The sequence below is a fragment of the Pseudohongiella sp. O18 genome (genome assembly GCF_021729085.1).
Classification (GTDB): Bacteria; Pseudomonadota; Gammaproteobacteria; order Pseudomonadales; family Pseudohongiellaceae; genus Pseudohongiella.
On record NZ_JAJSAR010000002.1, the window covers coordinates 341515 to 366222 of the forward strand.

Below are 24708 nucleotides of genomic sequence, written 5' to 3' on the forward strand. Positions count from 1 at the left end.
TGTCTGTTCGGCACCAGCCGTGCCAGACCGTTCAGATTCTCCTTTTTGCCGAAACCGCTCGTGTCCGCAGGTCGTAATAAGGTAACCTTCGCCATGCGAATGATACCCAAATGACCTTAATGCAGAAGGAGAACACCATGCTTCGTCAATCGCTCTCGGCTATCGTACTGTTGGCCGGATTGCTTATTGGCTCCTCAGCCATGGCCCAGTGGACGCTGGACAACGACCAGTCCAAGCTGAGCTTTGTAACCATCAAGGCCGACCATGTCGCCGAAGTTCACACCTTTGATCGGCTCGCCGGCAGCATCAATGCCTCGGGCGAAGTCAGCATCACCATCGAGCTGGCCAGCATCAATTCCCTGATCCCTATCCGTGACGAGCGCATGCAGGCCATGCTGTTCGAAACCAATCTGTTCCCTGAAGCCATGGTCAGTGGCTCGGTTGATATCGCCGATCTGCGCGCGATGGAGCCGGGTGAATCCCGTGCCTTGACGCTGGATGTGTCGCTTGATCTGCGCGGCGACGCCCGTGACTATCCAGCGGAAATTCTGGTGACGCGAACCCAGAACGGTGTTGTGGCTTCAACACTGAAACCAATTCTGGTGACAGCGGATAATCATACCCTGGCTGCCGGTGTTGAAGCTCTGCGCGAAATCGCGGGTCTGCCCAGCATTTCCCGGGCAGTGCCGGTGAGCTTTACCGTCGTATTTGAATAAGCTGCTTTAATCCGGAGTTTCCTCCGCGGCAGGACTGCTGCGGAGGCGACACATCCATTGTGCTTGCCGATAGCGCTAGTACCATCCCTGTTCATGAATCAATCCGATCGCGGTCGTGCAGGGTTGTCACCAGATCGGAATCAAACACCCGAGACGTTAAGAACGTTTCATGACGACCTCCTTCATTTCTTTTCGCTTCCTGGCTTGGATTTCAGCCGCCACTCGCCGCAACCATGCGACGGCAGGTGGAGGATTTTCTGACACGCTTACTTTGGTTGGCAGGGAACAGGCGGCCAAGTTTCCTGGGCTCGGCACATTTGCTTGTGAAAATACAAATGAGAATGATTCGCTTTACAGTTAATGTTTGTGCTGCTATATTTCGCGACATTCTTGTTCATGTATTAATCGTTACTCAGGTGTGCCGCCCCAATGAAAACTATCTCTGCCAACCGAACTGCAGCTCTCATTCCTTTGCTCAGCGGATTTTCCCTGCTGCCCCTTCACTCGGCCATAGCGGCTCAGGATGAGCCTGCATTCCAGGAAGAAATCATCATCACCAGCATCCGAGCCGACCGTAACAGCCGCGGCGCCACCGGTCTGGATCTGGATGTGGCAGAGACGCCGCAGTCACTGACCATTCTGGATACCGAGACGCTGGAGAGCTTTGGTCTGGAAGACATCAACAGCATGCTGAAGCTGACGACTGGCGTGAATGTGGATTCATCCGAGACAGATCGTACCTATTACAACGCGCGTGGATTCGATATCACCAGCATGCACGTGGATGGCGTCGGTATGCCGTTTGGTGAACTGGTGGTGGGTGATATTGATACCGCAATCTATGAAAAAGTCGAAATCATCCGTGGTTCCAACGGACTGATTACCGGGCTTGGCAACCCGTCAGGCACCATCAATTATGTCCGCAAGCGTCCAGGCAATGAATTTGCCATGAGCACACGCCTGACAGTAGGGCGCTGGGATACCCGACGTGCCGAGTTCGATATTTCTACGCCGCTGGTCGAATCCGGGCGCTGGGCCGCCCGTTTTGTGGGTGTCGCCCAGGATGGCGAAAGCTGGCTGAACAACTATGCCAATGACCGCGCGGTGGGTTCGCTGGTCATTGACGGTCAGATTGGCAATTCAGTCACAGTAGCGCTGGGTTATACGCGCCAGGACAACAACAGCGACGCACCGTTGTGGGGTGCATCGCCGATGATCTACAGCAATGGCCAGCAACTGGATTTTGATGTTTCGACCTCAACTGCCATGGAATGGTCCTACTGGGACACTTTGTCAGAGCGTTCCTTTGTCGAACTCGGCTGGCAGCTGGCTGATGACTGGCGTGTCGAAAGTTCAGTGACGCATATTGATTACGCTGACAATTCCGAAGTGTTCTACGTCTACTCCAACACTGGCCTGGATGCCGACACCGGGCTGGGCATGCTCAGCTACCCCGGCAAGTTTGACGCCAGCGAAGAGTCATTGATCTGGGATACCTCACTGCAGGGCAGTTTTCAGGCCTTCGACCGCGAGCACGAACTAAATCTGGGTGTCAGCCTGGCTGACCAGGATTCAGGTTCCCTGGACCATACTGCACTAAGCGGTTTCCAGGCCATGCCGGCATTCCCTGGCTGGCAGGGTAACGAAGTGGCGCGCCCAAGCTGGGATACGCCCTATCAGGCGGCTGAGGAAGACACTCAACTGAACCGGCTCTACGGCTCGCTGCTGCTGTCGATGACAGATCGCTTCAAAGTGATTCTGGGCGTGAACGTGGTGGACTATGAAAATCGTGGCGTCAGCTGGGGTGTTTCCACAGACTCTGACGAAGATGGCAGCAGCCCTTACGTCGGATTCACCTGGGAACTGCTGGACAGCCTGAATCTTTACGCCAGCTACAGTGACATATACCAGCCGCAGTATTACCTGGACATGGATCTGCAGCCGCTGGGTTCAGCGGAAGGCAAAAGTTATGAGGCGGGCCTGAAAAAGCAGTTTGATTCCTCATGGCTTGCCACGGTGGCAGTATTCAAGACTGAGCAGGAAAACCTGCAGGAATTCGTCCGTTACGGCGACGGTGACGGTATCGACGATACTGATTACAGCGACGATTTTGATTTTGCCATGTATCGCGGTATCAGCGTCGACTCCACCGGTATCGAGCTGGAAGTTTCCGGTGAAGTGGCTGAGGGACTGCGGCTGCAGGCCGGTTATACCTATCTGCAGCTGGAAGATCCCAATGGCGATGAGACGCGCACATTCATTCCGCGCAATACCTTCAAGATGCTGGCCGACTGGCGTCCGGTATGGCAACAGCGCCTGGCGCTTGGACTGGCCGCGCGCTGGCAGGATGACATCTATTTTGACTCTGCCTACGGGCGCATCAGTCAGGATGCCTATGCGGTCATTGGCGGCTATGCGCGCTATGACGTGAGCGAGTCGCTGGCGGTCTCTCTGAACGTAGACAATGCCCTGGATGAGAAGTATCTGAGCTCGGTCAAGTTTGAGCAGTCATATTACGCAGCACCGCAGAACTACAGTGTTTCGCTGGATTGGCAATTCTGACAAACCGGCCCTGTTAGCATATTAAGCGGAGTGCATTGACGTGAACAAACTTCTATTCAAAGTACACAGTTACCTGGCGCTTCTCGCCGTCGTGCCAATTCTCATTGTTTGTGTGACCGGCAGTATTCTGGTCTTCAAACATGAAATTGATTCTCTGCTTAGAGGGGAGCTTGTTCGCGTCGAGCCTCAGTCGCAGCGTATGCCACTGGATTCGCTGCTGGCGTCGGTCAATCAGGCGCACCCTGACTACGAAGCGGTTGGCTGGACCCTGTTCCAGGATCCTGGCCGCGCCGATCAGATGTACGTCATGGAAAAAGGCACCAGCGACTGGTCGTATGTTTTCCTCAACCAGTACACAGGTCAGGTGCTGCAGGAACCGCAGCTCTACGATCAGTTTCTGACCGACTGGCTGCTGGAGCTGCACTTCAATTTTCTGCTCCATGATGCCGGGATGCTGGTGACATCGTTCTTCGCTGCCATTTTAATGCTGTTGGGTTTGACGGGGCTTTACCTGCACCGCAAATTCTGGAAGAACTTCTTTACGCTGCGCTGGAAAAGCCGGCTGGTTGTTTACTTCAGTGACATGCACAAACTGGTCGGTGTCATCGCATCGCCGGTGCTGATCATACTGGCCTTCACCGGTATCTGGTGGAACGTCGTGGCATACCTGTATGAGATGCAGGAGCATGCGGACGGCAGTGAGCACCACGTCATGGTTGACCGTCTCTATGGGGAGCAGGTCTCATTTGATGCGATTGTTGCATCAGCTGAGCAACGGATAGCTGGTTTTGAGGCAACCTATCTGACCCTGCCGTACGAGCCCGGCGTTGATATCCAGGTCTGGGGTGACGTGCCTACCGGCAATATTCTGACCAGTGAGTATGCCAGTGTGGTGACCTTTGATGAGCTCAGTGGCGATTGGCTGTCTACCTATGACATCCGTGAAGCCACCACCGGCGCGGTTATTGTCGACAGTTACCGGCGACTGCATTTCGGCGACTTTGCAGGCCTGCTGTCAAAAGCGCTGTGGGCATTGCTGGGTCTGTCGCCGGTACTGTTGTCAGTTACCGGTCTGACCCTGTGGTGGAAACGTCGCAGCCAGCGTCAGCGCGCCCGTGAAAAGCGACGTGAGAAACTCGAGCTGGCAAACGCCTGAGAGCAGAATGCAATCTCAGTTTGAGAGAGCTGCCTGAATACCTGGTTCGGGGCGCCGCGAGGCGCCCCAACTGCTTTCCACCATCGATATCACATCGTTCAGCTCCTGCTCGCTGACATCTGCCAACGCCCCGTGTTCGAGTGGATCGTAATGGAAGATGTAGAGGCGTGACGCAAACTCGGCAAACGACAGCGATGACTCGCCAAACCGTTCCCCGTGGCCGGCCGTGCTGACCTTCACACCATTACCCCAGTCCTGTCCGCTGTCATTATTCGGATTAAAAAAGTACACCCGCGTTGTTCCCTGGGGATCCACGGTAGCTCGAATGATGGTGATGGCATGCCAGCCAATGAATCGCGCGGCGCTGTCGGTGACGGCAATGCCAGCAGGTTGCGGATGAATCAGCGGCTGATTGCCGTTGTACCCGGGGTGGTAGTGCGCGTAAAAGTGTCGATAGAAACTTTCCAGCTCATGCAGATGGCCGGTGCCGACATCAACATTGATTCGGAAACCGCGTCCGGTCCACCAGCCGTGGAACTCGGGATTGATCCACTGGTGCGGATCACCATCGCGACCAATGCAGTGGCGGCCCATTTCCGCGTATATTCTGTCCAGGTGTGGTACCACAAGCAGAGAAACAGGATCGAGGTCCAGCGGCAGCGTCTGCGCGACACCACTCAGGCTCTCTCGTGATGAAATGGATTTACCCTCAAAGTGCATGACAATTTCATCATCGCGGGCAGCCCAGGTCACCATCTGCAGTAGATAGTCCGGATCGTTGTATGACCACATCGACAGGGCGCGCGCTGACTGGCAGGTGGGGTTGTTACCCTGCCCAACACCCAGCGGCAGGCCCAGCATACAAAGCACTCCTTCCATTAGCCGGGCCCGATGCGGAACCGCGTCGCCAAACGCTGCTGACAGACGCGCCTTCGACCATGGCGCGAGTTCCAGACCCAGCTGACGCCACAAGGCGGGTGCTACCGGTGGCTGATAGAAAATACCGCGCTCCAGCGTCAGTGCCAGTCCATAGATACCCTGGGCAGTTTCTGGAAACAGGCAGTCGTCAATAATGCTGTGCACCAGGTCACGAAAACACAGCAGGCAGTCGCGCCCGGTTGCAGAAAGACCCAGGGCTTCGGCAAGCAACTGATCGCCATGCTGGGCCACCTGTTTCAAAAGGACAGCGTGATAGGGCGATACCAGTCCGGTGTCGTGCATGGCACGGGCAAAACCGGTTGCCTCATACTGCAAGGCCGTGGTGTCCATGGATTCCAGTCGTTGCTGATACACTTCGACGCCGGGATCTTCATGACAGGCCTGCGTCGGGCCGAACAGTGCGCTGACCAGGCGGTTGGCACCCTGGCCGCTGCTGCCCAGATCTATGTCGGGGTTGGCCTGGCACAGGCTGATCTGTGTGATCATCTGTTTGACAGGATCGACCTGAATAGGTCGCTGTTGAAGGATGCGCCAGATTTCGTTGATCAGCTCATCAATGATGTGTTCAAAGCCGATGCGAGACGCCAGATGCTGCAGCAGAAGGCTGGGAATCAGCGCCAGACGACCCTGTGTTTCGCGCTCGGACTCGCCTACTGAGCCGAACAGAATTGGCAGGTTCAGAGCCAGGACCTGGGTCAGAAAATGCTTTGCAGCCACCGCGCTCAAGGAGGAGTGCTGGTAGCGCGATTTGGCCACAGCCAGCATGCGCAGTTCGCTCAAGGCCTCAATGACCAGCAGAGTGGCATCACTGCCACGCAGTGACTGCCCACTCAGTGAAGGTACCAGGATCGCCGGCTGCGCCCAGTCCGAGCCTTCAAACACACCAGCCTCTTCCAGTGCTTCGGCACGCTCCTCGATCGCCGCGCAGCCACCTGGTTGCTGCAACACGCGACGCGCAAGGTCGATGACCGGCTGTAGCCGTGTGGGTTTGGAAAAATCCGGAGCGCGCGCCAGTTGTAGGATGGCCGCATCCAGTTTTTGCAGCAAACCTGTCATTAAATCGTCCGACAAGTCGATATCTCCCGCGGGTCCTGCCTGCTAGATGTAATAGTCCAGCTCTTCCTGAGCCTTCAGTGTGTCATGCAGCTTCTGTGCATCCTCACCCCGAAAGTACACCAGTCCCCAGTGTGTGCCAAACGCTGTGCGCTTGGTGACGGTTTCTTCCAACGGTGGTGTCAGCTCGTGAGACTCAAAGTAGGGGTTGTTGTCCACCTCTTCGGGGATGACCAGCTGGCTGACCACGCGTCGTCGTGGATAGACACCAAAACAGCCGGCGTAACCATCGGCGTCCTCGACTTCTTTCGGGAAAAACGCCTTAACTTCTTCTGCGGTGGTCTTGGGGTCGAATACCAGCATGCTGGCCTGATAGGCGTTGAAGCCATACACGCGTTCAAGCAGTTCGAATACCTTGAAACCCGGTGGGCGGTAAGCCACCTCGCCAAAGTACATTTCGCCATCACTGGTGACGAAGTATTCCGGGTGAATCAGGCCAAATTCAATGTCGAAGGCCTTGATCAGCTTCTCGATCTGGGCGCGAATCTGTGGACGGTATTTCTCGAGTTCCGGTGAGGCTGGCACAAATACCGAGTAGCCAAGTGTTACATACTCAGAGATGTTCAGGAATACGATCTTGCCGTTGTGGATCCAGGCCTCAACCGCAAACTCCCAGCCATCCAGATGGGATTCCATCAACACCGGAAATTCCTCATCGGGAATGGAGTCGACCTCATCGGGGGTACGAATTACACGATGCCCCAGGCAGCCTGCCTTGTCGAAAGCTTTTAAGTGAATCGGATCGTTGGGGTCGCCGTCCAGTTTCAGCAGAGTCTGATTGACGCGTTTCAGAAAACGAACCACATCTTCCTTGTCGTGTGCCTCTTCGAAAATGCCGACGCGAATGCCGCCCAGCTGCGCCCTGCGTTTCATCAGTGCCTTGTCACGTAGCAGCAGAGACTGTCCATACAGGCGCGGGTTGTCCAGCAGTACCGAGTTTATGGCACCAGCCCACTCGACAGTTTCCTCATACAGGGGGATGGCAATATCGACACCCATTTCCTTCAGGGTCTCAGCGATCTCCATGGATCGGTCATTCAGTCTTTCAAAGTTCCAGGACAGATAGGGAATATTGTGTTTCTCACAGTATTCCTCGGCCCAGTCAGGAGCGACCACGACATAGCGGCGATCAAACGTTTCTGCCGCCTCTACAGCGTTCAGGCTCCAACCCAGTAGCGCGATATACCCTTTGTTTGGGTCTTTCTTCATGCCAATACCTTACCCTTTATGCCAGCAGCTGCCGGCATTTCACTTTGAATTTCAATGATTTCGGAAACCACTGTACCTTAGTTGGCAGTCAGTTGCACGGTGCCTGGTGGCACAGATAAGCCCGGAATCAGGCGAAGCTTGGGTAGAAGTTAGCGCGTTGACAGCAGTCCGCGGCGACGAAACCAGATTTCCAAAGGCAGTGTCACCAGGGGGGGAATGGCCGCGAGCAGGGCGAGCAGACTCATCTGCCAGGACCAGCGCAGGCGCGCGCTGCAGTAGACACATACGATCACATAGATGATGAACGCACCGCCATGCAGGCGGCCAAACAGCCACACTCCCAGGTCGGTGGTTTCGGTGACGTATTTCAGAAACATGCCCACCAGCAGACCGGCCCAGGTGAGGGCCTCAAAAAGTGCGACGACTGAAAACAGTCTGCCTGCCGGGGACAATGGAAGATGGGTCATGAGGGCTGATACTCAGAATGCGGAAACAAGCGCGCCATTATGCCGGTGCGTGCTTGCCGGATCAACGCCGCCTGACAGCAGGCAACGAACTGGCCGGCACCCGTAACTACTGCACACAGGCCGCTCCTGACGGTATAATCGCCGGCTTTTAAGCACGGACGAGATATCAGCCAGGAGTTCAGTCATGCCCGCTTACCGTTCCAAGACCTCAACCGCCGGCCGCAACATGGCTGGTGCCCGTTCGCTCTGGCGTGCCACTGGCATGAAAGACGAGGATTTCAGCAAACCCATTATTGCGATTGCGAACTCCTTTACGCAGTTTGTACCGGGGCACGTGCATCTGAAGGATCTGGGCCAGCTGGTGGCGCGTGAGATCGAAGCGGCGGGTGGTGTCGCGAAAGAATTCAATACAATCGCGGTCGACGATGGCATCGCCATGGGGCACGATGGCATGCTGTATTCACTGCCCAGTCGCGACATCATTGCCGATTCGGTGGAGTACATGGTCAACGCCCACTGCGCCGATGCTCTGGTATGTATCTCGAACTGCGACAAGATCACCCCCGGCATGCTGATGGCCGCCATGCGTCTGAATATCCCAGTGATCTTTGTATCCGGTGGACCGATGGAGGCCGGCAAGGTGCAGCTGGCACGTCCGGAAACCCAGACCATCGAGATTCGTAAACTGGACCTGATTGACGCCATGGTCATGGCCGCCGACGACAAAGTGTCGGATGCCGAACTGGCAGAAGTCGAACGCTCTGCCTGTCCGACCTGCGGCTCCTGTTCCGGCATGTTCACTGCCAATTCCATGAACTGTCTGACTGAAGCACTGGGCTTGTCCCTGCCTGGCAATGGCACAGTGGTGGCTACGCATGCTGACCGTGAAAAACTGTTCCGCCAGGCAGGTCGCCAGGTTGTGGAACTGTGCCGCAAGTACTACGAGCAGGAGGACGCCTCTGTGCTGCCGCGCTCTGTTGGTTTCAAGGCCTTCGAAAATGCCATCGCGCTGGATATTGCCATGGGCGGTTCCACCAATACCATTCTGCACCTGCTGGCGATTGCGCAGGAAGCCGAAATTGATTTCACCATGGCGGATATCGATCGCATGTCGCGTGATCTGCCGCAACTGTGCAAAGTGGCGCCGAATACCAACAAGTACCACATTGAGGATGTTCACCGTGCCGGTGGTATCATGGCCATCCTGGGCGAGCTTGACCGTGCAGGTAAGCTGCACACCGATGTGCCAACTGTCCATGCGCCTACCATGAAGGATGCGCTGGATCAGTGGGATATCGCCCGCAACCCCAGTGAAGAAGTGAAAACCTTTTATATGGCAGGACCGGGTGGCATTCCGACCCAGGTCGCCTTCAGTCAGGACGCGCGCTGGGAGAGTCTGGACACTGACAGAGCCCAGGGCTGTATCCGTTCCTACGAGAATGCCTTCAGCAAAGAAGGGGGACTGGCGGTTCTTTTTGGCAACCTGGCAGAGAACGGCTGTGTGGTCAAAACGGCTGGCGTCGATGACAGCCTGATGGTATTCGAAGGGCCGGCTCATGTGGTGGAAAGCCAGGATGAGGCGGTACGCAACATCCTCGATGACAAGGTCAAAGCCGGTGACGTGGTTGTGGTTCGCTACGAGGGTCCAAAAGGCGGGCCTGGCATGCAGGAAATGCTGTACCCGACCAGCTACATCAAGTCCAAGGGCCTCGGCAAAGCCTGCGCGCTGCTGACCGATGGGCGCTTCTCCGGGGGTACATCCGGTCTGTCTATAGGCCACTGTTCGCCTGAGGCTGCGGCCGGCGGCAATATCGGTCTGGTGCGCAACGGTGATCGTATCCGCATTGACATCCCCAACCGGCGCATCGACATGCTGGTCAGTGATGAGGATCTGGCGGCACGCCGTGCCGAACAGGACACGCTGGGCTGGAAACCCGCCGAGCCGCGGCCGCGCAAGGTCTCGGCGGCGCTGAAGGCCTACGCCATGCTGGCGACCAGTGCTGACCGTGGGGCTGTCCGTAATCTGGAGCTGCTCGACTGAGCAGGCCGTATTGGTGACAGACATGCCTGGCTGCGCTAAGGTGTCAGGCCCATACTTGATGTATCAGGAGTGGATTATGCGTTTGCAGACATTGAATTTGACCGCCGCTGTTTCGCTGGCACTGTTTTCGGTATCAGCCGTTCAGGCCGATGACGCACAGCGGCTGCAGGAACTGATTACCGCAGATCATCGCGACCCGGCGAATATCGAGCGCAATCAGTACCGAAACCCGGTTGAGACGCTGCAGTTCTTCGGCATCGAATCCGACATGACAGTTGTTGAGGTATTGCCGGGCGGCGGCTGGTACACAGAAATTCTGGCACCGTTTCTGAAAGAGAACGGTACTTACTACGCAGCCCATTTCTCACCGACCTCGGGAATTTCCTATCAGCCACCCATGCTGGAGCGCTACCGCCAGAAACTGGCCAATCACAATGAGATCTACGATGAAGTTATTGTGACCCGGCTGCATCCACCAGCTGATACCGAAATCGCTCCGGCGGGCTCGGCAGACATGGTGCTGACCTTCCGCAATGTGCACAACTGGATCATGGCCGGGACGCAGGAAGAGCACTTCGAAGCCTTTTATCGGGCCCTCAAACCGGGCGGTGTTCTGGGTGTGGTCGAGCACCGCGCGCCAGAAGGCAGTGGCATGGATGTGATGGAAACCACCGGTTATGTGACCGAGGCGTATACCATCGAGCTGGCACAGGCAGCGGGTTTCTATCTGGAAGAAAAATCGGAAATCAATGCCAACCCGCTTGATACTGCAGACCATCCGTCTGGCGTCTGGACGCTGCCGCCAACGCTGCGGCTGGGCGATGAGAACCGTGATACTTACCTGGCGATTGGCGAAAGCGATCGTATGACGCTGAAATTCAGAAAGCCGGAGTAATACCGAAATTGAAAAAGCCCGCCAATCTGGCGGGCTTTTTTTTGCCACCTGAAATTGTAGGCAGCACTAACACAGCAGCTTTAGTCATTAAACATTGTGCAAAGCAGCGCGGGCAATCATCCAGATACCCATGCCCATCATCATGAGATTTTCGGTCAATGAAACAAAGCCAAGTGGCACCTTGCTGTCCCCGCCAACGCAGGCGCACTTAAGGGACCGCTTGTCGATATACACGGCTTTAAAAACTGAGGCGGCGCCAACACTACCGATAAACAGCGCGACCGGTGCTGAAATCCAGACCAGCGCCCCTGCAATCATCAGCAAACCAGCCAGCGTTTCCCCAAAAGGGTAGAGGTAGGCGTATCCAACATAACGCTGCGCCAATAAATCATAATTGAGAAACATGCTGGAGAAGGCTTCGACATCCTTGAGTTTTTGGAGTCCCAGCAGCGTCATTGCGCCTGCCACAAACCATTCAAGTGTTCGTCCGGTAATCACAGAACCTGCTGTGGCCCAGCTGATGGATAGTGCCATCAGTGCGGCGACGAGAAAGAGCGCGATGACTGGCCGGTAGCTGAGCCCCTCGTCTTCGGCAGATGCTTTGCCAAAATACTGGCGCAGGGATTCATAACCGCCGATGCGTTCTCCATCGATGAAGGTCTGTGGTGTGGTATCCACATCGTGTTTCTTTTTAAACGATTCAACTTCCTGTCGTGATCGCAGTTTGTGATCCTCTACCTGGTAACCCTGGCGTCGTAACAGATAACGGGATTTCAATCCAAATGGGCACAGGTGCCCGGGCATGTCCATGCGATACAGTGTTGCATTTCTATTGGCAGTCGTTTCGTTTGTCATGGCACCTCATAAAACTAATTGGGTACTCTTGTGACTGTCATACAGTCAATGAGTTCCACCAGGTTTCTTGCTCCTTCACTCTTTTTGACATACCTTCAGCATTATTCACAAAAATTCAGGCTGATAGCTTATGCCACGTTGGCAATGGGTGCTGATGCACCTTATCAGGCGGCTTTGGGTGCGGGCTACTCTGCTTGGCGGGCTGGGTGTGGCAGCGGCGATGATTGCCACCACAGCTGATACGCTCATCCCCTTCAGTTTTCCGTTCACCATCGAGGCGGAATCGATTGATCGCATACTTAATATCCTTGCGACAAGCATGCTGGCGGTTACGACATTTTCACTGAGTGTCATGGTGAGCGCCTATGGAGCCGCATCCACCAATGTCACACCACGGGCCATAAAACTGCTGACTGAGGACCATACCACGCAGAATGTCCTGTCTGCGTTTGTAGGCTCATTCCTTTTCAGTGTTGTGGGCATTATTGCGCTGCAGGTTGGCGCCTACGGCGATCAGGGCCGTATTCTGCTGTTTGCCGTCACGCTGGGTGTGCTGGCACTGGTCGTCATTTCGCTGTTGCGCTGGATCGATCACCTGACAAGGTTCGGGCGTGTTGGCGAAACTACTGCGCAGGTCGAGCAGGCAACGCGACGTGCCATGGATGAGTATCTGCGCGAGCCCTGCCTGGGAGGACAGCCGCGCATTGATGCAGATCTCGCCGACGTCGATACGGCTGCGCAGGTGTGCGCTTCACGCATTGGATATGTCCAGCATATCGACATGTCTGCGTTAACCGAATGCTGCGAAAAAATGTCCGTCAGAATTTTCCTGTCCGTTGTTCCAGGTGCCTTCGTTTACAAAGGTGCTGTGCTGGGCTGGTTTGAGTGTGACAACAGCAGCGAAGTTGACTCCGCTGCGCTGAGCGCTGCCATCTGTGATGCAATAACTATTGACGATGATCGCAGCTTTGATCAGGATCCCCGGTTTGGTCTGGCGGTGCTCAGCGAAATTGCCTGTCGCGCTCTGTCGCCCGGCGTCAACGACCCTGGCACCGCGATTGATGTAATTGGACGGCAGACGCGGCTACTGTCACGGTGGGCCGAAGGGTCCTCGTCGACAGACACTGGCTCAGCCAGTGCCAGCTCACCAAGATATCCCCGCGTCTACATTCCGACGCTTGACACAGCAGACCTGTTTGAAGATTCGTTCATGCTGATTGCCCGCGACGGTGCGGCGCATGTCGAGATCCAGTTGCGCCTGCAAAAAGCCTTGCGGGCGCTGGGAGAACTGGGCGATGCCCCGTTTCGGGAAGCGGCCAGCAAACAGTCTCTGCTCGCGCGTGATCGTGCCATGCAGGCACTCACTCTGGAGGCTGATCGCGAACGGGTTCTGGCCGTGCTTGAAACACCCGCCGAGCATGGGCAGCCATCGGCACACGATAAACAGTGAAACAAACGATGCAGGCAGCAGGGGGGCGCCATGGCAGAAAACAGCGATCCAGATAAGCAGGCAGCCATAGAGTTGCTGGCGCCAGCGCAGCGCGAAGATCATTTCTGGATGGAGCAGGCTCTGCTTCTGGCTGACCAGGCTGCCCAGGTGAACGAAGTGCCGGTTGGAGCGGTTGTGGTGTATCAGGGTGCGATTATAGGGCACGGCTTCAACCAGCCCCGGCGCAGTCACGATCCCACCGCTCATGCGGAGATCATGGCCCTGCGTGAAGCCAGTCGCAGACTTGGTAACTATCGTCTGCCTGACTGTAGCCTCTATGTGACAATCGAGCCCTGTACCATGTGCTTCGGCGCCATTATTCATGCTCGCATAGCGCGGCTTGTATACGGAGCCGAGGAGCCTCGCTATGGCGCCGTTGTCAGTGGTCAGCGCCTGCTGGCGCAGGGTCAGTATAACCACAAGTTAGCGGTGACAGCAGGGGTACTTGCTGAGCCCAGCGCCGAGCGGATGCGCCGGTTTTTCCGCGAGCGCCGTCGCTAAGCCCTCCGATTAGCCAGCCCAGAAGCCACCATATGGTGACAATAGTCTGATTTTTCAGGGCGACTCCTGTATAATCGTCGCACCCGAATGCCGGCGCGTCTGTGTCCGGTAACCTGCATCCCTGACCACCAACTTGTAAGGCTATCTGACACAATGCTAGTTCTTCCCGGCAGCACCGCTCATTCCGACTTCAGACTTCGCAAACTGCTCCGCGGCGTTCAGCAGGACCTGCCAGCAGTAACGGCAATTCACTCGCGATTTGTCCATCTGGTTGACTGTGACGCACCCATAGCAAGCGAGCAGCTGGAGATTCTGGGGCAGTTACTTGCCTATGGCGACATGGCAGAAGAAACGCAGGGCAGTGCCCAGGGCGTGTACCGGCTGGTTGTGCCGCGCCCGGGCACCATTTCACCCTGGTCGAGCAAGGCGACTGACATTGTCCGCAATTGTGGTCTGAAAGACGTTGCGCGCCTGGAGCGCGGCATTGAGTGGCATGTCACGGTCGAAGGCTCGCTTAGCGATGATGAGCTGAAACTGCTCGATACCCACCTGCACGACAAGATGACCCAGGCCGTCCTGAATGAAGTGGAGCAGGCCGCTCAGCTGTTTACCCACGCCGAGCCGGCCGCCATGGCGCAGGTTGATGTGCTGGGCAAGGGCCGTCAGGCGCTGGTGAACGCCAATCGTGAGCTCGGTCTGGCGCTGGCAGATGATGAAATCGATTATCTGGTGGATGCCTTCACCAGGCTTGGCCGAAATCCCAACGATGTAGAGCTGATGATGTTTGCGCAGGCCAATTCCGAGCATTGCCGGCACAAGATATTTAACGCCAGCTGGACTATCGATGGCATAGATCAGGATCTGTCGCTGTTTGCCATGATCCGCAACACGCACGCCAAATCTCCGGACAACGTTCTGTCTGCCTACAAGGACAATGCGGCCGTCATGAGTGGCAGCGTTGCGGGGCGTTTTTTCCCGCAGCCGCTCACACATGAATACACCTACACAGAGGAACCCATCCACATTCTGATGAAAGTGGAGACACATAATCATCCGACCGCCATCGCGCCATTCCCGGGTGCGGCAACCGGCAGCGGTGGTGAAATCCGCGACGAAGGTGCTACCGGCACAGGCGCCAAACCCAAAGCGGGCCTGTGCGGGTTCAGCGTGTCCAATCTTCGCATACCGGCATTGCCACAGCCCTGGGAGGAAGATTTCGGTCGCCCGGCGCACATCGTCTCGGCGCTGGATATCATGCTGGAAGGACCGATTGGTGCGGCAGCCTTCAATAACGAATTTGGCCGGCCCAATCTCTGCGGTTATTTCCGTACCTATGAGGAGTCGGTGCCTGCGGTAGATGGCAACGAAGTCCGTGGTTACCACAAGCCCATCATGATTGCTGGTGGTATCGGCAACATTCGTGAGTCACATGTGCAGAAGCAGCCCTTTGCGCCAGGCGCTAAACTGATCGTGCTGGGCGGTCCGGCAATGCTGATCGGACTCGGTGGTGGTGCGGCCTCGTCGATGGCAGCCGGATCCGGCAGTGCCGATCTGGATTTTGCCTCAGTGCAGCGCGAAAACCCGGAAATCGAACGTCGCTGCCAGGAAGTTATCGATCGCTGCTGGCAGATGGGCGACAACAATCCGATTGCCTTCATTCACGACGTCGGTGCCGGTGGCCTGTCCAATGCGCTGCCCGAGCTGGTTAAAGACGGCGAGCGTGGTGGTCGTTTTGAACTGCGTCAGGTGCCGAACGCGGAATCAGGCATGTCGCCATTGGAAATCTGGTGTAACGAAGCACAGGAGCGTTATGTACTGGCGGTGATGCCCGATCGTCTGGCCGACTTCGAAGCCATCTGCAAGCGAGAACGTTGCCCCTTCGCGGTAGTGGGTGAGGCGACTGAAGAGAAACATATTGCGCTGGACGACAGCCACTTCGGCAATCGTCCGATTGACCTGCCGATGTCGGTGCTGTTTGGCAAACCCCCGCGTATGCACCGCGATGTGCGCAGCGAGACGGTACGCACCGTGGGACTGGATACGGCCCAGATTGAGCTCGATGATGCGCTTGAGCGGGTGTTGAGTCTTCCAGCAGTCGCCAGCAAGAATTTCCTGATTACCATTGGTGACCGCACCGTAACCGGTCTGGTGTCACGCGACCAGATGGTTGGGCCCTGGCAGGTACCGGTGGCTGATGCCGCCGTGACAGCCGCCTCTTTCGACAGCTATGCCGGTGAAGCCATGGCCATGGGCGAGCGAACGCCGATCGCACTGCTGGATGCGCCCGCATCAGGCCGCATGGCGGTTGCTGAGGCCATCACCAATATCGCCTCGGCCAGCATCAGAGACATACGTGATATCAAACTGTCGGCGAACTGGATGGTGGCGGCCGGCCACACCGGAGAGGATGCGCGCCTGTACGAGACCGTTCGCGCAGTCGGTATGGAGCTGTGCCCGGCGCTGGGTATCTGTATTCCGGTAGGCAAGGACTCAATGTCCATGCGCACGGTCTGGAAGGAAAACGGCGAGGCAAAGAGCAACACCGCGCCGTTGTCATTGATAGTGTCGGCCTTTGCGCCAGTACAGGATGTACGCAGGACCATCACCCCACAGCTGCGGCTGGAGCGAGGCGATACCGAGCTGCTGTTGCTGGATCTGGGACGTGGCCGCAACCGCATGGGCGGCTCGGCACTGGCGCAGGTTTACCGCGAGCTCGGTGAAACACCAGCCGACCTGGACAGTCCTGACGATCTGAAAAACTTCTTTGGTCTGATCCAGCAGCTTAACGCCGACGGCCTGCTGCTGGCCTATCACGACCGCTCTGATGGCGGTCTGATCACGACATTGCTGGAGATGGCGTTTGCGGGACACTGTGGTCTGGATATTCAGTTGGCGGAGCTGCTCTCCTCGGATCAGGACGTTCAACCCACCGAGATAGACGTGCTGTTCAACGAAGAACCAGGCGCAGTACTGCAGGTGTCTTCGGCGCAGCTGAATCAGGTTATCAGCCTGGTCGAAGAGTTTGGCCTGTCCGACTGTGCCTGCGTACTCGGCCGGCCGGTCGCTGGCGACCAGATCCGCATTTTCAATTCAGGTCGTCTGCTGCTCGACACCACACGGACACATTGCCAGCAGGTCTGGGCCCGCACCAGTTACGAAATGCAGGCCTTGCGGGACAATCCGGAGTGTGCCGAGCAGGAATACGAACGCCTTGCTGACAAAAAAGACCCGGGCCTGCATGCACGCCTCAGCTTTGATGTGAACGAGAATATTTCTGCGCCATTTATCAATACCGGCGTACGTCCTGCCGTAGCGGTCCTGCGTGAGCAGGGCGTCAACGGTCATGTTGAAATGGCAGCGGCGTTTGATCGTGCCGGCCTCAAGGCAGTTGATGTGCACATGAGCGATCTGCTCAGCGGCGCCGTTGCTCTGGATGCGTTCAACGTATTGGCCGCCTGCGGCGGCTTCTCATACGGCGACGTGCTGGGAGCCGGCGGTGGCTGGGCCAAGTCTGTGCTGTTTAATGAACCACTGCGACGCCAGTTTGAGGCCTTCTTCAAACGAGACAACACACTGTCGCTGGGCATCTGTAACGGCTGTCAGATGATGTCATTGCTGCACGAGCTGATCCCGGGCGCAGAGAACTGGCCGCGCTTCGAACGCAATCGCTCTGAGCAGTTTGAGGCTCGTGTCAGTCTGCTGAAGGTTCCCGATTCACCCTCGGTGTTTTTCGCCGGCATGAAAGACTCTGTATTCCCGGTTGCCGTGGCGCATGGAGAAGGGCGGGCGCAGTTCGCTGACGCCACCCAGCGCGCGCAGCTGAAGGCCGCATCAGGCATCGCCGCTGCCTACGTGGACAATTATGGTGAAGTGACGGAGCATTACCCAGAGAACCCTAACGGTTCGCCAGCCGGCATTGCCGGAGTCTGCAGCCGCGATGGACGTGTGACAATCATGATGCCGCACCCGGAGCGTGTGTTCCGTGCCGTACAGAACTCATGGCATCCGGCGGAGTGGCAGGAAGACGCCCCGACGCTGAGAATGTTCCGCAACGCCCGAGCCTGGTTGAAGTAATGCTGAAACTGACTTTTTACGTGCCCGAGTCCCATCTTGAAACGGTCAAGCAGGCTGTGTTCGAGGCGGGTGCGGGCCGTATTGGCGATTATGACAGCTGTTGCTGGCAGGTCGCCGGTCAGGGCCAGTTCCGGCCACTGGATGGTGCCAATCCCTTTATCGGTTCGCAGGGTGCGCTGGAGACGGTCAGTGAGTATCGTGTGGAGATGATTTGTACGGAAACCTGTATTGAGGCGGTCATCCAGGCACTGAAAGCGTCGCACCCCTACGAAGAGCCCGCCTACGATGTCGTGGCGCTGTTGCCATACTGACGGATTAGCTGAATACATTCATCCCCATCTTATGACGCTTTGTCGCAGTTGCGACACAATTTGTTGCAGATTCTAAGTCAGGTGACGTAAGATCGGCCCCGAGTAGCGACAAGACTACCATCAAGGGAACGCAAGCCGAGCCATGTACATAATGCGCCAAGCTAGGCAAAGCCCGCCATGCAGGGAGCTCAAGGATAAAGAGCGGTTCTTCCGGCCGCTGGGTAAATGGAAATTACACGCAGGATGCGAGCAGGACGCAAACGGCCGCGCAGGGACGCAAAGGCCAACTGCCTGGAATACAACCTTTCAGCCCTGGCTGATCAACTGAATATCCGCCTTTCTTTCTGGCGAATACCTCACATCAAACATTCTCACTGGATAGTGCTGTTTGCGTCTATCCTCGAAGTACAGCTCCAGCGTCTTTCGAACGACGGCAAAGGCTATGTTGTCCCAGGGCACTTCGTGCTCTCTGAACAGTTTAACTTCCAGGCTTTCCTCACCGGGGTCGAAGTCCAGGCTGGCGAGGTCCGCGCGGAAAAACACATACACCTGATTGATGACCGGCAGATTAAACAGGGCATACAGGCTGTCTGAGGGCAGTTGCAGCGCGGCACCAGCTTCCTCGTGGGTTTCCCGGATGGCGCCTTCCAGAGTCGTCTCACCATTCTCCAGAAAGCCCGCAGGCAGCGTCCAATAGCCTTTGCGGGGTTCTATGGCCCGTCGGCAAAGCAGCACCTGATCCTGCCACACTGGCAGGGTGCCCACTACATTGTTGGGGTTCTGATAATAAACTTTGTCACAGGGGATGCAGCAATAACGCAGCTTGTCATCGCCGGGCGGTATGTGATGAGTTATCGGGCCGGCGCATTGAGGGCAAAATTTCATGAAATATCAGGCAGTAACCGTTGACGCTGAATTGGCGGCACGCTCAGTGTCTGGTAGGCGTGCCGGGTGTATCGCTTTGCCTTCTGGCAGCAGAATCGAGGGGCAGAATATCAGCTTTCGGACCGTTTTGTCTCGCTTTGACAGCGTCGATCGGGTTGTTGAGGCAGAAGTTAAGTTCGGAGAACGAGTCCTGCATCATGTTGGAAAGTTTCAGGAAGGCGGCAGTCGGGTTGCCTGCGCGGCGCAGCTCCATGTTGATTCTGAACTGCAGTCCGGCCAGGCGGCGCTGAGTGTCGGAAGAGGCCGAAGCGACCAGTTCCGAGGTCAGCTTGTTGCGCAGCCGGTCCAGTGCATCGGGGTCGTCCCGATGCATGGCAAGCAAGGTATCGAAGTCCGGCAGTTTTGCCATGGTCGATCAGATCCTGTTGATTTCACAATGCAACCGGAACTGCTTGGATGTGATAAACGCTTCAACTTCCTGTAAGCGCTGCTCTGTGGCTCGCAGATTGTTGACGCAATCATCAACACTGGCTTTGTGTCGCGCAGCTTCTGCGGCTCTATCCTGAGTTCTCTGGGTGCCCTGAGTTCCTTTTTTACTTACTTTGGGCTCCTTGTCAAGCACAATCCAGAGGATCACATAGGCCCAGAGCGTCAGCCCCCCCACGATAAACAGCGACAGGAAGGTGATCAGACGTACCAGAAAGGTACTGATACCCAGGTAATCTGCAACTCCTGCGCAGACACCGGCAATGCGCACATTGCGTCTGCTGCGGTAGAAAGGGCGCTTAAGGTTGAATCGACCTGTCCCTGGAGCCTCCTCTGCGGGCTCGCTTTCTACCGAGTCGTCAGCGGGCCGGTAGCCCGCTTCGCGTTCAGCTTCGCGCATGACTGATTCCGTGTCATCGCGCTTGCGGGAGATTGCCGCCTTCAGGCGGGCAGGTCGCTCCTCATCTTCGATCAGCCAGTACAGCAGGAAGTAGGCGATCAGCAGAATCGGAGAGACCAGACAGGCAATCAGGTAGATAACACGAACCAGCGCCGCCGGTACTTCCAGGTATCGTGCAAATCCCGCGCAGACACCCAGCAGTTTTCGGTTTTCCCGGTCCAGCGCCAGTTTCGGGCGAGGGCGGGTGAAAGCGCCTTGATCATTTGGATTGCTCATGCTGTTCCCTCCAGCCCGGCACCTCAGCGTCGAGTATCGCTTCCAGCGTGTCGATACGCTGATTCATCGTATCCGCCAACTTACTCAGCTCATTCAGTGTGTAGGTCTGAGCGGCAGCCGGCAATTGCTTCTCCTTGCGCCGGTACAGCAGAACCACCCAGATTGTCACGAATGTGCCGCCAATGGAGACGAGCGCTATGACAAATTCAAAGAATTCCATGACCGGGGTCCTTTACTGTTTGTTCAGTTTGGCTTTGATGCTTTCCAGCTCCTGATCGATCTTTTCCCGATTTGCCAGCTCTTCAAACTCATCGGCAAGGCCACGTTGTTTGATGTTCATGCTGTCTACCTGGCCTTCCATCAGGTCGATCTTGCGCTCGTAATACTCGAACTTGTTCATGGCGCTGTCAATACTGGTGCTGTGCAGCTTTTGATTGATATCAACGCGTGACTGAGCGGCACTAGTACGCATCAGCAGAGTCTTCTGACGCGCGCGGGCATCAGTCAGTTTGGCCTGCAGCTGTTCAATCTCGGTGCTGAGCTTATCCAGCGTGTCATCCAGCTTGACCAGTTCGCTTTCCAGCATTGTGATGGTTGTGTGAACAGAGGACTTTTCGACCAGTGCCGCCCGGGCCAGATCTTCACGATCCTTGCCCAGTGCCAATTCGGCCTTGGCTTCCCAGTCGGCGGCCTGACGACGCAACTGCTCAATACGACGATTGACGGTTTTCTTTTCGGCGATCACTTTGGCGGTGTTGCTGCGCACCTCCACCAAGGTCTCTTCCATTTCCTGAATCATCATGCGGATCATTTTCTCCGGATTCTCAGCTTTATCCAGAATGGCGCTGATGTTGGAGTTAATGATGTCGCTCAAGCGTGAGAAGATACCCATATTGTCTTACCTCTGAAATAGTGTTGGTGTTTCAGTGCATCCTTGGGTGCGACTGTGTTCCATACTGTGGTGAGCAGGTTCTGTGCCAGTTTTTGAAAATAACAATATCTCATTGAAATATAAGAATATAAATATTTTCTACGGGTACTAAGTTGTTTGCTCTATTGGTTGTTTGAGTCAATAAGTGGTATTTTTCGCGACATGTTGGTCTGAGCTTGATTTCAGGCCATAAGAAACAGGAGAGTTTCGGTGTCTGACGATATTTCCCTTCCGCGTATGATAGGCGAATCTGCCTGTTTTCTGGAAATGCAGGAGCACGTCTCGCAGGTTGCGCCGCTTAATAAGCCGGTTTTGATCGTGGGTGAGCGGGGCACAGGTAAGGAGTTGATTGCAGCGCGTCTGCACTATCTCTCCAGCCGTTGGCAAAACAACTTCCTTAAAATCAATTGTGCGGCCCTCAGTGAGTCTTTGCTTGAGGCGCAGCTGTTTGGTCACGAAAGTGGCGCCTTTACGGGTGCCACCGGTCAGCGCAAAGGTTTTTTCGAGCGTGCTGATGGCGGTACACTGTTCCTCGACGAGCTGGCCAATACCTCGATGATGGTACAGGAGAAGATCCTGCGCGTGATCGAATATGGTGAGTTTGAGCGCCTCGGTGGCAATCAGACCCTGACCGTGGACGTACGGCTTATAGCAGCCACCAATGAGGACCTGCCGGCACTGGGAAGGGCCGGCAAATTCCGTGAAGACCTGATCGATCGTCTGTCATTCGATGTCATCACCTTGCCGCCGCTGCGTGCCCGATCCGACGATATCATCGTGCTGGCCGAGCACTTTGCGGTAGCCATGGTAAAAGAGCTGGGGCTGGACTACTTTGCCGGTTTCACTGACAGCGTCATTCAGCAGATGCTCAAATACAGCTGGCCCGGCAATATCCGCGAGCTTAAGAATGTTGTTGAGCGTGCGGTCTATCAGCATCCCGGGAAAACGGTCAGCCGTCTGGTATTTAACCCCTTTGAATCTCCCTACCGACCCACGGTGTCGCCAGTGCGTGCGGCACAATCCAGTGGTGATGAACCCATGCCGGCTGTGACGGACACCGCGTCAGCGCCTGCACCAGCAGCAAACATTGCCGGCTGGAATGCTGAGCCGCTGGATTTCAGGCAGCACATGCAGGACTACGAGACAGACATGCTGAAAAAAGCGCTGGAACACTGCCAGTTTAATCAGCGCAAGACAGCAGAGTTTCTTAACCTGAGCTATCACCAGTTGCGCGGTTATCTCAGGAAGTACGATCTGATTTCCTGAAAGTTAAGGCGGGAAAAACATGAGGGTTCAGTTGCTGGCCGGATTGCGGAATGTCTATTGATCTGTGGCTTGTTCCTGAGCCGGACATGACACTGCAGCAGTTGCAGGAGATGTCTGCCGGGCTGCTCAGCGAAGATGAGCAAAAGCGTTTTGACAGTCAGCGGCTACCCAAAGGACAGTTCACCTTTCTGCATACGCGGGTGGCATTACGCAAATTACTGAGTCACTACTGGCCCGCTGTTGAGCCGGGTGCCTGGCGATTCAGGCGCTCACATCACGGTAAACCCTTTGTATCCGCACCGCCCGGTGTTGTTCCGACCTCCGGCTCCTACAATCTGACCCACGCCGACGGCATGCTGGCCATTGCGGTGTGCGACAGTGGCGAAGTGGGGGTCGATATCGAGCCGCAAACACGCGAGGTGGATGCGCTGGCATTGGCAAAGCGCTTCTTTACCAATGAAGAATTTCAGCTGCTCAACAGCTGTGCGGCCGACATCAGGCAGTCACTTTTCCTGGAAATCTGGACACTCAAGGAGGCCTGCGTGAAAGCCTGTGGCATGGGGCTGGCACATGCGCTGCGACACTTTTCTTTTGACCCGCTCGCGGCGGAAGGTCTGGCCATGACTTTGCACAAGCCGATACAGTCGGCACCTGAATCAGGCGTGGATCACTGGCAGGTATGGTCTGGGATACATGGCGCTTTTCGTCTGGGTCTGGCGTGCCAGATGAGCGCGGCTGACATCAGTGCGCAGTCGCTGACCGTGCAGGGTTTCGATATTGTCTCCGGTGTACAGACGGCGCAATGGCAGCAGCAGCGCCGCGCCAGTATCTGAAGTCAGGCAGCTCAGCCGTCTGTCTCGTTGGCCTGTTCGGCCGGTTCGGCTCGCCACATGCGTACCGTCTTGATCACGTTGTCCTTGACCTGAACGATCTCCGCAAAATACTCACCAATCTGGATGCCGATGGCTGAATCCGGGATGGACTCCAGCGTTTCCATCAACAGGCCGTTCAGCGTCTTGGCATTGGTGGTATCCAGTTCCCAGCCAAGAATGCGATTGATATCGCGCAGCGTGGCCGTGCCGTCTATCAGATAGGTGCCGTCGTCCTGCGGGTGAACGTCCTGGCTGCTGTCGGCCACATCAGTCGTGAATTCACCCACAATTTCTTCCAGAATATCTTCCAGGGTAATGATGCCTTTGACGTCACCATACTCATCAACAACAAAGGCCATGCGTTTGCGATGACGCTGAAAGTTGAACAGCTGTGTATGCAGCGGCGTGCTTTCCGGAATGAAGTAGGCCGGGTCAAGTTCGTTGCTGATATCGTCCTTGGTAATTTCATTGGACTGCGCCAGTCGGGCAATGCTGCGCATATGCAGCACGCCAATGACATTGTCGATTTCCTTGCTGTACACCGGCAGACGGGTGTGCTGTGCGGTGCCAATCAGCAGCAGAATGTCGTCCAGGTCATCATCCATGTTGATGCCGGTGATCTCACTGCGGGGCACCAGAATGTCGTTCACTGTGACCTTCTCCAGGTCCAGCACATTCAGTAGCATGCCCTGGCCCTGGGCCGGAATCAGCTGTGCTGATTCGTGCACCACGGTGCGCAGCTCTTCAGGACTGAGCTGGTGATCTGCAGAAGATTCGGCTTTGATGCCAAAGGCGCGAATCAACAGGTGAGAGACGCGGTTGGCCATCCACACCAGCGGATACAGTAACTTCAGAAGCAGCACCAGCAGCAGACTGGACGGATAGGCAATGCGCTCCGGATGCAGGGCGGCGATGGTTTTTGGTGTGATTTCAGCAAAAATCAGGATCAGCAGTGTCATGACAATCGTGGTCAGCACGGTTTCCGGATTGCCGAACAATTGAATGGCAATGGACGTGGCGATCGACGCAGACAGCAGATTGACGAAATTGTTGCCGATCAGGATCACTCCCAGCAGTTTGTCAGGCGCCTCCAGCAGGCGGCTGACCCGCTGCGCGCCAGCGTGTTTTTGCCGCACCAGGTGCTTCAGTCGATAACGGTTCAGCGACATCATGCTCGTTTCCGAGCTTGAGAAGTAAGCTGAAGCGAAAATCAGAAAAACCAGCAGACCAGTGAGAATGGGAACCGATGAGTCTCCGTCCATCA

General features: G+C 56.1%; 21 protein-coding genes. 11 read left to right on the forward strand and 10 right to left on the reverse strand.

What is annotated here, in order from left to right:
• The first annotated feature begins 137 nt into the window (after nucleotides 1-137).
• The 3 genes from LVD14_RS08745 to LVD14_RS08755 all read left to right on the forward strand — a co-directional run bounded on the left by LVD14_RS08745 (nucleotide 138) and on the right by LVD14_RS08755 (nucleotide 4434).
• Nucleotides 138-716 carry a YceI family protein gene (locus LVD14_RS08745; protein WP_237133708.1) on the forward strand — a complete coding sequence of 193 codons (579 nt, stop codon included), beginning with the start codon at nucleotides 138-140 and terminating at the stop codon, nucleotides 714-716.
• Between the two features lie 429 nt (nucleotides 717-1145).
• Nucleotides 1146-3278, forward strand: coding sequence for a TonB-dependent siderophore receptor (locus tag LVD14_RS08750; protein WP_237133709.1), 2133 nt, complete (start codon nucleotides 1146-1148; stop codon nucleotides 3276-3278).
• A 40-nt stretch (nucleotides 3279-3318) separates the two neighbouring features.
• The gene (locus LVD14_RS08755; RefSeq protein ID WP_237133710.1) at nucleotides 3319-4434 is read left to right on the forward strand and encodes a PepSY-associated TM helix domain-containing protein; all 1116 of its coding nucleotides are present in this window, start codon (nucleotides 3319-3321) and stop codon (nucleotides 4432-4434) included.
• A gap of 15 nt (nucleotides 4435-4449) precedes the next feature.
• Here the strand turns inward: LVD14_RS08755 and LVD14_RS08760 are convergent, their stop codons facing one another.
• From LVD14_RS08760 to LVD14_RS08770, 3 genes are all read right to left on the reverse strand, one after another.
• On the reverse strand, nucleotides 4450-6429 hold the full coding sequence (locus LVD14_RS08760; RefSeq protein ID WP_237134635.1) for a hypothetical protein: 1980 nt from the start codon (nucleotides 6427-6429) through the stop codon (nucleotides 4450-4452).
• 42 nt (nucleotides 6430-6471) lie between these two features.
• Nucleotides 6472-7695, reverse strand: a complete 1224-nt coding sequence (locus tag LVD14_RS08765; protein ID WP_237133711.1) for a carboxylate--amine ligase — start codon at nucleotides 7693-7695, stop codon at nucleotides 6472-6474.
• A gap of 149 nt (nucleotides 7696-7844) precedes the next feature.
• On the reverse strand, nucleotides 7845-8162 hold the full coding sequence (locus tag LVD14_RS08770; RefSeq protein ID WP_237133712.1) for a DUF3817 domain-containing protein: 318 nt from the start codon (nucleotides 8160-8162) through the stop codon (nucleotides 7845-7847).
• A 184-nt stretch (nucleotides 8163-8346) separates the two neighbouring features.
• Between LVD14_RS08770 and ilvD the strand changes: the two genes are divergently transcribed.
• Both ilvD and LVD14_RS08780 read left to right on the forward strand, forming a co-directional pair.
• Nucleotides 8347-10203: a dihydroxy-acid dehydratase gene (ilvD, locus tag LVD14_RS08775; RefSeq protein ID WP_237133713.1), complete on the forward strand. Its 1857-nt coding sequence runs from the start codon at nucleotides 8347-8349 to the stop codon at nucleotides 10201-10203.
• Between the two features lie 76 nt (nucleotides 10204-10279).
• Entirely contained in the window at nucleotides 10280-11098 is an 819-nt protein-coding gene (locus tag LVD14_RS08780) for a class I SAM-dependent methyltransferase (RefSeq protein WP_237133714.1), read from the forward strand.
• An 87-nt stretch (nucleotides 11099-11185) separates the two neighbouring features.
• On the opposite strand, the gene LVD14_RS08785 is transcribed toward LVD14_RS08780, so the two are convergent.
• The gene (locus tag LVD14_RS08785; protein WP_237133715.1) at nucleotides 11186-11953 is read right to left on the reverse strand and encodes a MauE/DoxX family redox-associated membrane protein; all 768 of its coding nucleotides are present in this window, start codon (nucleotides 11951-11953) and stop codon (nucleotides 11186-11188) included.
• Nucleotides 11954-12083: 130 nt separating this feature from the next.
• Between LVD14_RS08785 and LVD14_RS08790 the strand changes: the two genes are divergently transcribed.
• The 4 genes from LVD14_RS08790 (at nucleotide 12084) to LVD14_RS08805 (ending at nucleotide 18328) form a co-directional block, all read left to right on the forward strand.
• Entirely contained in the window at nucleotides 12084-13403 is a 1320-nt protein-coding gene (locus tag LVD14_RS08790; protein WP_237133716.1) for a DUF2254 domain-containing protein, read from the forward strand.
• A gap of 30 nt (nucleotides 13404-13433) precedes the next feature.
• Nucleotides 13434-13943: a tRNA adenosine(34) deaminase TadA gene (tadA, locus tag LVD14_RS08795; protein WP_272907267.1), complete on the forward strand. Its 510-nt coding sequence runs from the start codon at nucleotides 13434-13436 to the stop codon at nucleotides 13941-13943.
• A gap of 153 nt (nucleotides 13944-14096) precedes the next feature.
• Nucleotides 14097-18017: a phosphoribosylformylglycinamidine synthase gene (gene purL / locus LVD14_RS08800; protein ID WP_237133717.1), complete on the forward strand. Its 3921-nt coding sequence runs from the start codon at nucleotides 14097-14099 to the stop codon at nucleotides 18015-18017.
• On the forward strand, nucleotides 18017-18328 hold the full coding sequence (locus LVD14_RS08805) for a YqfO family protein (protein WP_237133718.1): 312 nt from the start codon (nucleotides 18017-18019) through the stop codon (nucleotides 18326-18328). Before purL ends, LVD14_RS08805 begins: the two co-directional genes overlap by 1 nt.
• Before the next feature lie 306 nt (nucleotides 18329-18634).
• Here LVD14_RS08805 and LVD14_RS08810 read toward each other — a convergent pair whose 3' ends face one another.
• The 5 genes from LVD14_RS08810 to pspA are packed head-to-tail and all read right to left on the reverse strand — an operon-like array spanning nucleotide 18635 to nucleotide 21267.
• Nucleotides 18635-19213, reverse strand: coding sequence for an NUDIX hydrolase (locus LVD14_RS08810; protein ID WP_237133719.1), 579 nt, complete (start codon nucleotides 19211-19213; stop codon nucleotides 18635-18637).
• Between the two features lie 43 nt (nucleotides 19214-19256).
• Nucleotides 19257-19622 (reverse strand): DUF3135 domain-containing protein, encoded by a 366-nt coding sequence (locus LVD14_RS08815; RefSeq protein WP_237133720.1) that lies wholly within the window; start codon nucleotides 19620-19622, stop codon nucleotides 19257-19259.
• Nucleotides 19623-19628: 6 nt separating this feature from the next.
• Nucleotides 19629-20375 carry a PspC domain-containing protein gene (locus tag LVD14_RS08820; protein WP_237133721.1) on the reverse strand — a complete coding sequence of 249 codons (747 nt, stop codon included), beginning with the start codon at nucleotides 20373-20375 and terminating at the stop codon, nucleotides 19629-19631.
• Nucleotides 20359-20595 (reverse strand): envelope stress response membrane protein PspB, encoded by a 237-nt coding sequence (gene pspB, locus LVD14_RS08825; protein ID WP_237133722.1) that lies wholly within the window; start codon nucleotides 20593-20595, stop codon nucleotides 20359-20361. The genes LVD14_RS08820 and pspB overlap by 17 nt, the downstream gene beginning before the upstream one ends.
• A 12-nt stretch (nucleotides 20596-20607) precedes the next feature.
• On the reverse strand, nucleotides 20608-21267 hold the full coding sequence (pspA, locus tag LVD14_RS08830; protein ID WP_237133723.1) for a phage shock protein PspA: 660 nt from the start codon (nucleotides 21265-21267) through the stop codon (nucleotides 20608-20610).
• Between the two features lie 249 nt (nucleotides 21268-21516).
• Here pspA and pspF point away from each other — a divergent pair, with 249 nt between their 5' ends.
• Complete coding sequence (gene pspF, locus LVD14_RS08835) at nucleotides 21517-22572, forward strand: phage shock protein operon transcriptional activator (protein WP_317622707.1); 1056 nt, start codon at nucleotides 21517-21519, stop codon at nucleotides 22570-22572.
• Nucleotides 22573-22622: 50 nt separating this feature from the next.
• On the forward strand, nucleotides 22623-23405 hold the full coding sequence (locus tag LVD14_RS08840; protein WP_237133724.1) for a 4'-phosphopantetheinyl transferase family protein: 783 nt from the start codon (nucleotides 22623-22625) through the stop codon (nucleotides 23403-23405).
• An 11-nt stretch (nucleotides 23406-23416) separates the two neighbouring features.
• Here the strand turns inward: LVD14_RS08840 and LVD14_RS08845 are convergent, their stop codons facing one another.
• The gene (locus tag LVD14_RS08845; RefSeq protein ID WP_237133725.1) at nucleotides 23417-24706 is read right to left on the reverse strand and encodes an HlyC/CorC family transporter; all 1290 of its coding nucleotides are present in this window, start codon (nucleotides 24704-24706) and stop codon (nucleotides 23417-23419) included.
• Between the last annotated feature and the right edge of the window lie 2 nt (nucleotides 24707-24708).